The sequence below is a fragment of the Terribium retamae genome, from assembly GCF_022347545.1.
In the GTDB taxonomy this organism is placed as follows: Bacteria; Pseudomonadota; Alphaproteobacteria; order Rhizobiales; family Rhizobiaceae; genus Mesorhizobium; species Mesorhizobium retamae.
The window spans coordinates 141,143-154,968 of sequence record NZ_JAKREW010000009.1 but is presented as its reverse complement, the minus strand read 5'-3'; the positions used below and the strand labels follow the sequence as shown (position 1 = coordinate 154,968).

The 13,826-nt window shown below is 60.8% G+C and carries 10 protein-coding genes; 3 read left to right on the top strand and 7 right to left on the bottom strand.

What is annotated here, in order from left to right:
* Nucleotides 1–10: 10 nt before the first annotated feature.
* From bmt to L4923_RS12320, 3 genes are all read right to left on the bottom strand, one after another.
* Nucleotides 11–1,033: a betaine--homocysteine S-methyltransferase gene (bmt, locus tag L4923_RS12330; protein ID WP_239365296.1), complete on the bottom strand. Its 1,023-nt coding sequence runs from the start codon at nt 1,031–1,033 to the stop codon at nt 11–13.
* 121 nt (nt 1,034–1,154) lie between these two features.
* A complete protein-coding gene (locus L4923_RS12325) occupies nt 1,155–1,751 on the bottom strand; it encodes a DUF1989 domain-containing protein (RefSeq protein WP_239365294.1) in 597 nt (198 codons plus the stop codon).
* 37 nt (nt 1,752–1,788) lie between these two features.
* A complete protein-coding gene (locus L4923_RS12320; RefSeq protein WP_239365291.1) occupies nt 1,789–2,646 on the bottom strand; it encodes a helix-turn-helix domain-containing protein in 858 nt (285 codons plus the stop codon).
* Nucleotides 2,647–2,877: 231 nt separating this feature from the next.
* On the opposite strand from L4923_RS12320, the gene L4923_RS12315 reads away from it, so the two are divergent.
* Both L4923_RS12315 and L4923_RS12310 read left to right on the top strand, forming a co-directional pair.
* Nucleotides 2,878–3,888: a fatty acid desaturase gene (locus tag L4923_RS12315; RefSeq protein WP_239365289.1), complete on the top strand. Its 1,011-nt coding sequence runs from the start codon at nt 2,878–2,880 to the stop codon at nt 3,886–3,888.
* 67 nt (nt 3,889–3,955) lie between these two features.
* Nucleotides 3,956–4,768: a phosphate/phosphite/phosphonate ABC transporter substrate-binding protein gene (locus L4923_RS12310; RefSeq protein WP_239365287.1), complete on the top strand. Its 813-nt coding sequence runs from the start codon at nt 3,956–3,958 to the stop codon at nt 4,766–4,768.
* 45 nt (nt 4,769–4,813) lie between these two features.
* On the opposite strand, the gene L4923_RS12305 is transcribed toward L4923_RS12310, so the two are convergent.
* From L4923_RS12305 to L4923_RS12290, 4 genes are all read right to left on the bottom strand, one after another.
* Entirely contained in the window at nt 4,814–5,845 is a 1,032-nt protein-coding gene (locus tag L4923_RS12305; RefSeq protein ID WP_239365285.1) for a purine-nucleoside phosphorylase, read from the bottom strand.
* A 196-nt stretch (nt 5,846–6,041) separates the two neighbouring features.
* Nucleotides 6,042–7,421 (bottom strand): M24 family metallopeptidase, encoded by a 1,380-nt coding sequence (locus L4923_RS12300; RefSeq protein WP_239365282.1) that lies wholly within the window; start codon nt 7,419–7,421, stop codon nt 6,042–6,044.
* A 3-nt stretch (nt 7,422–7,424) separates the two neighbouring features.
* Nucleotides 7,425–10,010: a GcvT family protein gene (locus L4923_RS12295; RefSeq protein WP_239365279.1), complete on the bottom strand. Its 2,586-nt coding sequence runs from the start codon at nt 10,008–10,010 to the stop codon at nt 7,425–7,427.
* Between the two features lie 90 nt (nt 10,011–10,100).
* Nucleotides 10,101–11,678 carry a trimethylamine methyltransferase family protein gene (locus tag L4923_RS12290; protein ID WP_239365276.1) on the bottom strand — a complete coding sequence of 526 codons (1,578 nt, stop codon included), beginning with the start codon at nt 11,676–11,678 and terminating at the stop codon, nt 10,101–10,103.
* A gap of 222 nt (nt 11,679–11,900) precedes the next feature.
* Between L4923_RS12290 and L4923_RS12285 the strand changes: the two genes are divergently transcribed.
* Nucleotides 11,901–13,805, top strand: coding sequence for a phospholipase D-like domain-containing protein (locus L4923_RS12285; protein ID WP_239365273.1), 1,905 nt, complete (start codon nt 11,901–11,903; stop codon nt 13,803–13,805).
* Nucleotides 13,806–13,826: the final 21 nt, after the last annotated feature.

Sequence of the window (13,826 nt, the reverse complement as noted above, 5' to 3'; positions counted from 1 at the left end):
ACGCCGTTTATCAGCCGCGCGAGCGGCGACGCTCGCGACGGCCTTCAGCGTTCTCGTTCGCATTGGCGCTGGCGGCCTTGTTGCGCAGCGGCCCAATGCGCTCGACGATGGTTTCGACCGTCGGGCGCATGTCCTTCTTATGGACGTCCAGCGCTTTGCGCATCGCGGCCAGGTGGGCAAAGGAGGTGCCGCAGCAGCCACCAATGATCTTGGCGCCGGCATCGACGGCCAGCCGCACATAGTCGGACATCAGTTCCGGCGTGCCGGAATAATGGATTTCCGAGCCACGGAATTCAGGGATGCCGCAATTGCCTTTGACGATGACGGTAGCCCCGGGCTTCGCCTCGGTCATGTCGAGCAGCGAAGCGAGGATGTCGGAGGCGCCGACGCCGCAATTGGCACCTACCCCGATCGGTGCTTCGGCAAGGCCGTCAGCGACCGCGTGGATGTCTTTCGGCAAAAGACCCATCATGGTGCGGCCGGCGGTGTCAAAGGAACCGGTATAGGTGTAAGGCAGGCCGACACGAATAGCGGCTTCGGCGGCGGCACGGATTTCATCGGGAGCCGACATGGTCTCGATCCAGGCGACCTCGGCACCGCCGGCCTTCAGGCCTTCGATCTGTTCGGCAAAAGCCTCGACGGCATCTTCATAGCTTAGCGCACCGAGCGGGATAAGCAGTTCCCCGGTCGGGCCGACGGAACCGGCGACGATCACCTCGCGGCCAGCCTTGTCGGCGACAGAGCGGGCGATCTCCGCAGCCTTCTTGTTCAATTCGAAGACGCGGTCCTGCGCGTGGTGCAGCTTCAGGCGATGGCGGGTGCCGCCAAAGGAATTCGTCAGGATGATATCGGCGCCGGCATCGACGAAGCCTTGATGCAGCTTGGCGATTGTCTCGGGTGCCGTTTCGTTGAGGATTTCCGGCGCTTCGCCAGCCGGCAGACCCATGGCGAACAGGTTCGTGCCGGTGGCGCCATCCGCCAGCAGCACACCTTTTTCTGCGATCAGGGCATCGATCGGATTGACGGTCGTCATGGCGCGCGCTTTCAATTCAAGTTTGGATAAGGATATAAAGAAGTCTTTATGTCCAGTCAATGGGAGGCGCGGTTTCTATCGCTCCCATGGAGATAGAAAACCGGTTCGCCAGTCACTGTATCTACGTGGCTGGGGTCAGCTCGACTTCGATTTCGGTACATGCGTCACCGTTGGTCGGGTGATGATCGACCGAACAGGCGGTGACGACAATCAGGAGATCGCGTTCGGCGCGCAATGTCACCGAACCTCCGGGTGGGTTGATCGAGGCGTCGACCAGCAAAGTTCCGTCAGCGGTCGGGAGCGAGTTCTGGAAAAAGTCGACTGGGTCCGGCGTGAAGGGAATGGCGATTCCTTCGGCAGCAAGTGCCTTGTGCAGATTGTCCTGGCAACTCGGATGCTCGTCGAAACCGGCGCGGCGGTAGAGCGCGGCATTGCAGGCCGGAAAGAGCATGTCGTGAGGGCCAGGGGAGTTATTTGCGACCAGCGTCAGCAGCGGCTCACCAGTCGTGCCGTAGAAATGCTCGCCGACGGCAGGGAACAGCCGCTCGATGATATCGCGGGTGTTCGACGTACTCAGCCAGTCCAGCGGATCTCCGGTCACGAAAGCCCACAGGTCGGCAACCTGCTGGCCCCTGGGGTCGATGATGCGGATGAGTTCGTCTTTCTCGACCCGGAAGGCGCGGCCGGACTGTGGAGGCACGACGATATGACGACCCAAGGGTAGCTCCCGTTCTGATGATCGAGGAGAATTGCCGTCAGGAACGCGAAACCGCAAGGGGCAGGTCGGCCAGGCGTTGGGCGAAGGCGGCGGCCTCATGCGCATTGATCTCGGCAGCGCGGATCAGATTGTCGAAATGGCCGGTCAACGTGCGGATCGGCTGGGTGGCGTTGAGCACGATGTACATGTCGCCCACATAGATCGCCGCGCGGTATGGCCCGAAAATCGTATAGGGGATCGAATAACGCATGCGTCCGTCATAGAGATAGAGGCGGAAGGTCGGGTAGAGATCGTCGAGCAGGGCAGCCATGTGCAGCAATTGCTCGCGGCGCTCTTCCGCCGGAAAAGCATCCCAGACGCCCAGGCCGCGCGCGAAGATCTCCAGTGTGTGGCGCGGCATGCAGACTTCCATATCCGTCTCCGGCCGCCGGCTGTAATCGATGCGATATTGCGTTTCGCCGGCCTGTGCCTGCCGGCTCTTGTTGGAAATGCCCGCCTCATAATCGACCAGCGCTTCGGTGCGCAGCAGGTCGGGTATGCCCGCCGGCACGTAGCGGATCTTGGTGCCGACCGCTTCTGCATGCCATTTGGCAATCAGCGTGCGCTCGAACCCGCCTGAGGCCTCCTCGATCTCAAGGCTTTCGCGGATTTCACCGGTCACGCCTTCGTCCTGCGAAAGACCAAGAAGCCAGTCGAGCGAGACCTTGAATTCGGCGGCGATGTTGAGAAGCGTTTCGGCGCGCGGCAAGCGCACGGACGCACCGGAAAGCAGTTGCGACAGCGCTGAGCGGTCAATGCCGACGGCGGATGCGAAGGCTGACTGATTGAGGTCGGAGCGTGTCAAGAGCAATTTTAGCCGCTCCCGGAACAGAGTGGAGAGGTCGCGCTTGTCCATTGCGTTGTTCCTCTTAAACCTAGCAAAAAGTTCTACTCGGTGAGGTCATTCACGCAAAAAGGCGTAAATGAATCTCCTGCTTTGTTTACTAAACACATCATATGCTTGCAAAGGTGCGCAATCGCAACATTTTGTGCGCTTTGTCGCGTTGAGACAGCGCATGACTGCTGACACAATGTTGTCAGGAATCACAGACCGGTTCCGGCGACTGAAAGGGCAGTGGTCGATCGCATGGCGAACAAACGCAAAAAGGTGAGCAGCAAACCGGCCGTGGAATGGCCAACCGTCTTTCTCGCCATAGGTTGTTACGGAACCTGGCTTGTCGCCGGATTTTTGATCTGGCCCTCTTATCCGGTATTGGCCCTGGTCGTGCTCACGCTGATGGTAGCGTTGCAGTCGTCGCTGGTTCATGAAGTGCTGCACGGCCACCCGACCCGCAATGCGTCGATCAACGAGGCCATCGTCTTCCTGCCGATCGGACTTATATGGCCATTCCGCCGTTTCAAGACACTGCATCTGCGCCACCATGCCGACGAGCGCCTGACCGATCCGCTCGATGATCCGGAAAGCTATTACAAGGCGTTGTGGCACCACGAAGAACTTCCCGAGGTGATGAAGTTCCTGCTTAGGGCCAACAACACCATGGTCGGTCGCTTTTTCCTCGGGCCATGGATGTCGATGATCGGTTTCTTCATCGATGACGCCAAACAGATGCTGGCGGGAGACAAGGCGATCCGCAAGGCCTGGCTGCTGCACGCCATCGGGCTTGCCGCCGTACTGCTGGTGATCCAGTTCGGTTTCGGCTTGCCGCTGTGGCTCTACGTTCTGGTGCCCATGTGGTTCGGCCAGTCATTGATTGCGATACGCACCTATGCCGAGCACCAATGGTCGGAACATCCGGAAGGCCGCACGGTGATCGTGGAACGCTCGCCGCTGTCCGTTCTGTTCCTGAACAACAACCTGCACTTCGTGCATCACAGCAAGCCGACGGTGGCTTGGTACAAGCTGCCGAAGCTCTTTCGGGACGACCGCGAAAAATGGCTGAAGGCCAACCACGGCTATTCCTATCCGAACTATTTCGCACTGCTGAAGGCATACGCCTTCAAGGCGAAGGAACCGATCGTGCACCCTGTATTGCGGCGCGTGCCGGAAAAAGGCAGGGCGTTTGCGCCGCGCGTACGGGCACGCAATGTCAGCGGCCTTGGTACCGCGCCGGTTCCGGCAGAGCCTCCGAAGGAATGAAGCGCTTCCCGAAAGCCTTTCATCGCGCGGCTTGAAACCGACAACCAGCGGCAACCATATCACCGACATGAGCGAATATATTGCGGCCCTGCCGATGTATGATTGGCCCGAGGCGCGAGCCGAGGTGGATTTCCAATGGGCCAAGATCCGCGATGCCCTGCGCCGCCTGGGTGTTGACGCGCCTGAAACCGTAGTGCGGCGCAATGCCGACCTGCCGGCGGTTCCCGGCGGCATTCGCGATGCATCGGGAGAGACCGTCATTGCCGATCCCGCAATGGCGCCGCCGGACGAACTCGATTTCCATGCCGTCTGGCAGCATCCGGCCCTGCTGTTTGCGCAGACCTGTTGGGGGCCGATGGAGCTCGGTCTGGAGCGCGATGTTCAGGTGATCGGCCAGCCGAACTACGACGGCATCGAAGGCGGGCGGGGAGGGTTTTATTCCAGCGCGATCATGATGCGGCAGCCAGGACAAAACATCGCCGCCCCCGAAGATGGCCAGGCGCTTATTCCCTTGGATCTGATCCGCGGGATGCGTTTTGCCTTCAACGGTCTGGATTCGATGTCGGGCATCATCGCCATAACCCGCGACCTGCAGGCGAAGGGCGAAAACCTCGATATCTTCGCTGAGCGCATCGAAAGCGGGGGGCACCGCAATTCCATCGTAGCTGTTGCCGAAGGCCGCGCCGATGTCGCGGCGATCGATTGCCAAAGCTGGGCAATGGCGCAGCGTTTTGAACCAAAGGCCAAGGACGTCGCTGTCATTGGCTGGACGGCACGCCGCAAGGGCTTGCCCTTCATTACCGCACGAACCACGCCACCGGCACTGCTGGCCAAACTGCGCGAAGCTCTTGCGGAAGAAGCCGAGCTGATTGCCGGCTGAGTTCAGCCGGCAATCCCTCCGCCTATCGCTTCGAGATCGGTACCTCTATTTTGCCGGCACGCCTTTTTGCCATACCGCCCAGTCACCGATGACGGCATCGGCGAATTTCGAGCCGACCCGGTAGGCATTGGCGGTTGCCGGGCCGAAACCTCCGGAATCCGCGCTCAACGATTCCATTGCCGTCTTGCCTTCCGGCTCGCGATCGAAGTTAGACGCGGTACGCAAAAGCGCGATACGATCGAATTGCAACAGGCCGGCATCGGCACCACGCTGGAGAGCTGTCAGGGAAGCATTGTCTTCCATCTGCGTGGTGCAATAGTTGCCGGCGCCGTCGGTCAGCAGCGATACCCATTTGCCCATGCTTTCTGCCGTCTTCGTGCCGTGCCAGTAGGTGTCGGTCGAAAGTGTGTCGCAGATGCTGACGGCCGGTGCAGCGTTACCTGGCGCGGTCCTGTATGCCGTCCGGTAAGCTTTGGCTTCTTCGCTGTCGGCCAGCTCGACGTCGCTGGTCAAGGCGAGCGCTTTGTCCGCCAGCTTGTCGTTCAGCTTGTAAACTTCCGTTCCCGAGCCCCATTTGGGCTTTTCTCCTGGCGCCTTGGCGCCGAGTGCGACGACGCCGTCCGGCCAATCAGCGGGAATCTGACGTGGGTCGATCTCGTGACGAAGACCGGCATCGACGGCAAAACGCGCCCAGTGCGCCGAACCAAGCGTGCCGTCGCTCGGATCCACGCCGGCGATGCCGGCAATGAGGATGTAGCTTTGCTTAAGGTCGAACAGGCCGCTGTAGATCACTGCTGAGACGGAGCTGGCCGCATTGGCATAGCCCATGGCGGTCGTCATGACGCAGAGGCCGGCGGCATCACAGGCGACCTCTGGATATTCCTTCGACAACCCCGGAACTTTCAGCTTGGTGTCGAACTTTCGTCCTTCCAACCATGGTTTCGCCTCGCCTCCGAACATGGTGACGACAAGGACTTTCGGTGCGATTGGCTGCTCTGCCCGGGCCGTGGTTGCGGTTGTGGCGAGAGCCGCAGCAAGCGCTGCACTGGCGAGGCCGAAGCGATGGGAAAATGGCATGGCTTGATCCGAGGTTAGAGCAATTCAGGAAAGTGTGTAACGGTTTTCCGGTGGGAGTTGCGTAAAAACAGAGAGTTAGAGGGTTTCCGCATTAAAAACGGAAACGCTCTAGCGACGACGCGCCACTATCTCCGCCGGCGTGACTCGCAGCCATGCCGGTACTTGTGCTTTCCACATCAAAATGAAGGGTCAGAGCTCATTCAGCCAGCAGGCGTTCGTCGAGAGGATAGGCCGACAGTTTCTGATGGCCTTTCTCGGTGATCAGAATCTGTTCCTCGAGCTTGACCCCTTCGTGCCCACCCAGACGGCCGATGTAGCTTTCCACACACAGGACCATGCCCGGCTCGATCACACCATCGGGCGTATCGTCCGTCCAATCGGAAATGTGGGGTAGGGTTGGATATTCATCGGCAAGACCGACGCCATGATAAAGCACGCCGTAGCGCGTCGGGAAGCAGTCCCGCGGTGGAACTGCCGAACGCTCGACCAGCTCCTTGAACGAGATACCAGGTTGCATCAGTTGCGTGTTGCGGGCGATCTGGTCGGCGGCGATGCGATAGAGATCGCGCTGCTCGTTGCTCGGGCGGCCGTCTCCGCACAGCCAGGTGCGTGAAAGGTCGGCGCAGAACCCGTAGGGGCCGATGAGGTCGGTGTCAAAGGCGACGAGATCCCCGGCCTCGATGATGCGTGAGGAGCATTCCTGGAACCAAGGGTTGGTGCGCGGGCCAGAGGAAAGCAGCCGCGTTTCGATCCATTCGCCCCCGCGCGCGATATTGCCGCGATGCAATTCCGCCCACAGTTCGTTCTCGGAAATGCCGGGCTGAAGGGCCGTCTGCATCTCGCTCATGGCTGCCTCACAGGCGACAATGGCGCGTCGCATGGCAAGGATTTCGTCAGGCGATTTGATCAGGCGGGCATTTTCCATCACGGCTTCCCCACTGCCTGTGGTGATGCCGAGTCGTGCAAGCTCTTCGACTCCTTCATGGTCGAGGTGATCGACGGCGATGCGATTGTTGCCTCCGCCATGTTCGCGCACGAGTTCGGCGATCCCGGCAGCCCAACGGCGCACCTTCATCTCCGTGATCTCGCCGCCATAGAGATACATCCAGGACACGGCCGGCCGCACCTCATCGACGACACCGGAATGGTCGGACAGGTGCTCGCAGGAGAAATAGTCGAACAGAACGACCGGCCCTTCGGTCGCCACGAAACAATGGCGCGTCGGATTGTGCGCGACCCAGAGCTGCATGTTTGTGCTGTCGGTCGCGTAGCGGATATTGACCGGATCATAGAGCAAGGCGCCCGCATAGCCGCGGCGTCGCAATTCGGCGCGAATGCGCTCGAGCCGGTACTTGCGCATCCTGGGAAGATCGGGTGCATCTATCCCGGCTGCGGCCCATTCACGTTCGGCGATCTCGCCGTAACCCAGCACATGCTGGTTGAGTGAAGCCGCCTTTTCGCGCGACGCCGCGCGTAGCGCTTCAGTCGAGCCGGGCTTGGAACCGCTACCCGGCTCGAAAGGCACGATCTTGCGATGGCGGCCGAAATTCCCTGAAGTCCGGCCAGCCGTCGACATGGTTCAACCTCGCATCTTTTCGCCGCTTGGGTCGAAGGGCGGTTCAATGTTGATGCGGGCAGGGCGGCGGTGGCCGAGGATCTCGATCTCGAACATGCCGGCACTTTCATTCTCGGCCAATGCCGCCGGCACGTAGCCCTGCGCCATCGACTTCTGCACATAGTGTGCGTAGCCGCCCGACGTGATCCAGCCGACGACGCGCCACTCTCCATCAACGATGCCACGCACCCCAGAGGCGCCTTGTGCGGCCTTCGAGCCGCGCACTTCCTTGCCGGTCTCGTCGAAGCGCGGTGCACCGTAACCATGCGGCTTCTCGACCGTACCGTAGTCAGTCGAAACCTTGGCCCAGATCGGCTCGTCGCCCATCACATCCGCATCGGCTGCATCCACCACAAAGGAGACGCGGCGCAGCTTCGACCCCTTGCCGTTTGCCAGTTCGGACTGCTCTCGGGCAGCGGCTTCGCGACCGATGAAGTCGTTCTTCTCCATCTTGATGAAGCGGTCCATCGAACCCTCGAATGGGCCGTAGATAGGCCTGAGCTCGCGGAACCATGTCGGGAAGTTCTTCTCCAGGCGCATGGCAAGCAGTGCACGCATGCCGAAATCGACGATGCCGAACTCTGCGCCCGCTTCCTTGATGGCGGCATAGACAAGCCGCTGATAGGCAGGCTGCATCCAGATTTCATAGCCGAGATCGCCGGTATAGGTGATGCGGTTGACGAGACACGGTGCACCACCGATGGCCATCTCGCGGAAGTCCATGAAGCGGAAGGCCTTGGACGAAACGTCGATGTCGGCGAGCTTCTGCAACAGCTCCCGGCTCTTCGGTCCGGCAATGGAGAGGCCGACAAGGGTCTGATCGAAGCGGTGGATACGGACGGAACCATCCTTCGGCAGGTGCTTCTCGAACCAGCGCATGTGGTACTTCTGCGCCGCGGACGAACCCCAGATCATGAACTTGTCGTCACCCGTCTTGGCGATAGTGAAGTCGCCGATCAGCTTGCCGAATTCGTTCAGCATCGGGGTCAGCACGATGCGACCCTTCTTGGGCATGCGGTTGGTCATCAAACGATTCAGGAAATCTTCCGAACCTGTTCCGCTGACTTCATATTTTGCGAAGTTGGCAATCTCGGTGACGCCGACGCGCTCGCGCACGGCACGCACTTCATTGCCGATATGTTCGAAGTCGTTGGAGCGGTGGAAGGAGACGACATCCTTCGGCTCCGTACCTTTCGGCGCGAACCAGAGCGGCGTTTCCAGGCCCCAGCTGTCGCCCATGACGGCATTGTTGGCCACCATGGTGTCGTAGAGTGGCGTGGTCTGCGCCGGACGGGCAGCGGGCAGCTCTTCGTTCGGGAAGCGGATGGAGAAACGGCGCGAGTAGTTCTCACGCACCTTGGCATTGGTGTATCGCAGGCTCGCCCATTCACCGAAGCGGGCAACGTCCATGCCCCAGACGTCGAAGCCGGGATCGCCATTCACCATCCAGTTGGACAGCGCGAGACCGACGCCGCCGCCCTGGCTGAAGCCGGCCATGACCGCGCAGGCGCACCAAAAGTTCGTCAGGCCCTGGACGGGACCGACCAGCGGGTTGCCGTCGGGGGCAAAGGTGAAGGGGCCGTTGATGACCTGCTTGATGCCGGCATTGGCGATGCCGGGGAAATGCTTGAAGCCGATCTCCAGCGAGGGTGCGATGCGGTCGATGTCGGGCTGCAGCAGTTCGTGGCCGAAATCCCAGGGCGTGTTCACCGGCGACCACGGCTTGCAAGCCTTTTCGTAAGTGCCGAGCAGGATGCCGTTGCGTTCCTGGCGGGTGTAGATCTCACCCTTGAAGTCGAGCACGCCCACCATTTCGCGGCCGGTCGCCTTGTTGAATTCTTCGACCTCTTTCATCGGCTCGGTGAGCAGATACATGTGCTCCATGGCAAGCAGGGGGAGCTCGACGCCGACCATGCGGCCGACTTCGCGTGCCCACAGGCCGCCGCAGTTGACGACATGCTCTGCCTTCACCGTGCCCTGTTCGGTGACCACGTTCCAGGTGCCGTCGACCTCCTGGGTCAATTCGATGACGCGGTTGCGCAGGACGATCTCGGCGCCCAGCTTCTTGGCGGCCTTGGCGTAGGCATGCGTGGTGCCGGACGGATCGAGATGGCCCTCGACTGGATCCCACATGGCGCCAACGAAATTCGTCTCATCCATCAGCGGGAACATCGCCTTGGCTTCCGAAGGCGTGATCAGCTCGGTGTCCATGCCGAGATAGCGGCCCTTGGCGTGGGCCAGCCGCAGGAAGTCCATGCGCTCCGGCGTATCGGCCATCATGATGCCGCCGGTCAGATGTAGCGAACAGGACTGTCCGGAAAGCTCCTCGAGTTCCTTGTAGAGCTGCACCGTATAGGCCTGCAGCTTGGCGACGTTGGGATCGCCGTTCAGCGTGTGGAAGCCGCCTGCCGCATGCCAGGACGAGCCCGAGGTGAGCTCCGAACGCTCGATCAGCATGACGTCGGTCCAGCCGGCTCTTGCCAGATGGTAGAGGACTGAACAGCCGACGACGCCGCCGCCGATCACAACCGCTTTAACGTGGGACTTCATGGAGTTATTTCTCGATTTGGATGGTTTGATTCATGTTGCGCCGTCAATTCGAGCCGCTGATTAAGAGTCAGCAGCTCGACGAAGACTCGCTCAAAAATCGGTCGGAGCGCCGCCCTCGGCGATGCGCCGATCGACAAAGGCGTCGAGTTCCTCGCGGATCGCTGGATCCATGTAAGGCTCCTCGTAGCTCGCCAGCCGCTCTTTCCAGACGCGATTGGCCTTCTCCATCGCTGTCGGTGAGCCCGCTTCCGCCCAGGTCTCGAAATTGCGCCAATCGGACAGGATCGGCGAATAGAAGGCGGTCTTGTAGCGCGACTGGGTATGCGGCGTGCCGAAGAAGTGGCCACCCGGACCGACATCGCGGATGGCGTCGACGGCAAGGGCGTCCTCCGACAGGTCCAGCGGCGTGAGGAATTCCGCCACCATCTGCAGAAGGTCGATGTCGAGAATCATCTTTTCGTAAGAGCAGCGCAGGCCGCCTTCCAGCCAGCCGGCACCGTGCATCATGAAATTACCGCCGCCCTGGATGACACCCCACAGCGAAAATACGCTTTCATAGGCAGCTTGTGCGTCTACCGTGTTGGCGGCGCAGGTGTTCGAGGTGCGGTAGGGCAGATTGTAGCGGCGTGCCAACTGGCCGCCGACCAACTGCGCCTTCATGTATTCCGGCGTGCCGAAGGCTGGTGCGCCGGATTTCATGTCGACATTCGAGGTGAAGCCGCCGTAGCCGACCGGCGCGCCCTTGCGGACCATCTGCGTAAAAGCAATGCCGGCAAGTGCTTCGGCATTTTGCAGCACCAGGGCGCCGGCTATCGTCACCGGTGCCATCGCACCCGATAGCGTGAAGGGTGTTACGAAGACGATCTGGCCCATGGACGACATCTGGATGATGCCTTCCATCATCGGCACATCGAGCTTGAGTGGCGAGTTGGTGTTGATGATGGTGAAGAGCGACGGCTCCTCCATCATCTGCTCGCGCGAGATGCCACGCGCGATGCGTGCGATCTCGATGCCGTCAAGATTGCGTTCCTTGCCGAGAGAATAGGCGTGGAAGGGTTTGTCGGTCAGGATGGCGAGGTCGCGGATGCATTCGAGATGACGGACCGACGGGTGGATGTCGATCGGCTCGACCGGGTAGCCTCCCGTGATCTGCAGGATGTTATGCATCTGCGCGAGCTTCAGGAAATTGCGGTAGTCGCGCTGGTTGCCGGGCCGGCGGCCGCCATCGAGATCGGAACAGTTGGGTGCGGAGGCCATCTGCGCGAAAATCGTGTTGTTGCCACCGAAACGCAGATCGTGCGCCGGGTTGCGGGCATGGATCGTGAATTCGCTGGGCGCGTGGGAGATCAAGTCGAGGATCATGTCCGCGTCGAACCGAACGCGAACTTCGCCTTCGCGCACATCGGCGCCATGTGCTTTCATGATGCGACGCGCTTCGTCATGCAGTACGTCGACGCCGATCTCTTTGAGCACGCGCAGCGAGGCGAGATGGATCGATTCCAACTCGTCGTCGGAGAGCAGCTTGGTCGGCGTGAAAGGGATCTTGAGCTGCCGGAAAGCGGGTTGGTCGAAGGCGGCAGAGCCTGCGGCGCGCTTGCCGGCGCGTCCGCCACGACGGGCGCGATCGGTGGCCAAGGCCGGTTCAGCGGGTTGCAGCGCGGCGGTCATGGTAATCCTCATGCGATTTTGTCGCCGCATAATGGACTGCCGGCAGGTTCGCCATTGCGGAGGCGGCGACCACTAGAGCGAGCAAAGCGACATCAAGTCTGCCGTGTCAGCAGTGTGCGGTAACCCGCCGAAAAGTCGGCGCAGGCAAATGTGAACGGCGTTACAGTCGCGCCATAAGAACGAATTAAAGTACGCGCGCCCGAGTCTGACAGGGAGGGTATCGTGGCCGATGTGGTGAGGGTCCGGGCGGCGACCAACAACGAGGTCTCGTTCATCGCCTGGGACGTCGACGGCATGATCCCGGGCTGTCTCGGCTTCGAGATCGTGCGGCTTTATCCCGATACCGGCGAAGAACGCTGCCTTGCCTCCTGGGTGCCGTTCAAAGGGCAGCGCAACAAGGACTGGATCCCGCAGGATACCGGCGTGTGGCCGGTGCAAAAGACCTTCTGGCGCGATCTCACCGTTCGGCGCCGTCGCGACAGTCTGACCATGCGACCTGATGGCGAAATGATCGCTTATCGGGTCCGTCCGGTCGGCGCCATGAAAGCCGGGCTGGAACCGGTACCTGTTCGGCCTCCCGAGATCGACGGTCAACGAACTTACACAGGTGCGCCACGGCCGCTCGGCTATCTGGGGCAAGGCGCCGTCAGCCCGACGATCTTCCTCGGTTCGATGTTCGGCAAGGCGCGCGTCGCTTTCACCAACGGTGTGTTGTCGACACAATGGATGTCCCGTGCGCTGGCCGAGGCAGGCATCAAGGTTGGCCAGCGCGAGAAGATCCGGGAAGAGTTGCAAGACCGCAGCAGCAAGATCCGGGCCTATCTGCATGGCGACGTGCCCGATGTGCTGACCAGTCTGCTGGCGCGTGCCAAGGCCGAAGACGGCTCGGTACGCCTAGCCCTGTATGAGCTCGGCGATGACGCATTGCGCGACGCCATCATCGCCGCCAAGGACGTGGTCGAAGTGATCCTTTCCAATTCAGGCAAGGACACGCAGACCAAGAAATGGGACTTCGGCAACGCGCCTTACCGCAAGGCACTGCGCGATGCCGGCGTGACGGTGACTGACCGGCTCTTCAACAACAACCATATCGGCCATAACAAGTTTGCGGTCTATCGCGACAAACACGGCGTGCCGCAGGCCGTGATGACCGGCTCGACCAATTGGACGACGACTGGCATTTGTGGCCAGTCCAACAACGCCTTCATTCGCGATGATCCCGAAATGGCGAGGATTTTCAACGATTACTGGGAGCGTATGAAAGCAGACGCCTTTCCGCCGCCGCAGCGCGAGGATGCGCCAGGCCATGCCGTGCAGACGCAAGGCGTCGCGTTCCGACAAGGCAATCACATCGCCAATCCGCTGAATGGCCAAAGCGCACACATCGACGGCATGACCGTGTGGTTCTCGCCGAATGACCCGGAGCGCAACAAAAAGACGCTGTCGGTCCGGCCGGTCGACCTGGAGGATGTGTTCAGCCGTATACAGGCCGCCAAGAAGGCCATTCTGTTCCTTGTTTTCAATCCCTCGCGGCGCGGCGACAACTCGATTGTCGCTGAAGCCGTCGCGGCCGCCCGGGCAAATCGTGACCTGATCGTGCAGGGTGCGATCAGCGATCAGGCGGCGATGCCGAACTATGTGCCTTCGACGCGAGACCCGATCACAGGCAAATCCAACAAAGACGGCAAGTCGCCCTTCGTGTTCCCGGAGAAGGTATGGGAGATGCCGAACGTCTCCATCGTCCGCGCGGCAAACCTGACCGGCGCTTCGATCGCAACGGATTTCCAGGCCGAAGTGCTGACGATCGGTCATGCCATCGTGCACGACAAGATCGTCATCATCGACCCGATGGAAGACAATGCCACCGTCATCACCGGCAGCCATAACCTCGGCTACAAAGCTTCCTACGAGAACGATGAGAACCTGGTGATCGTTGAAGGAGACAAGACCTTTGCCGCTGCCTATGCCGTCCACTTCCTCGACGTGTTCGATCACTACAAGTTCAGGGCATGGCGACGCACACTGGGAAAGGGACCGTCTGCCGACGATGGTCTGCGGATCGATGACGGCTGGCTGAAGCCTTATGCACAGGGCCGGAAGGGAGCGCTGGCGCGATATTTTCCATGAGATATGCAGCCAGCGGCTGCC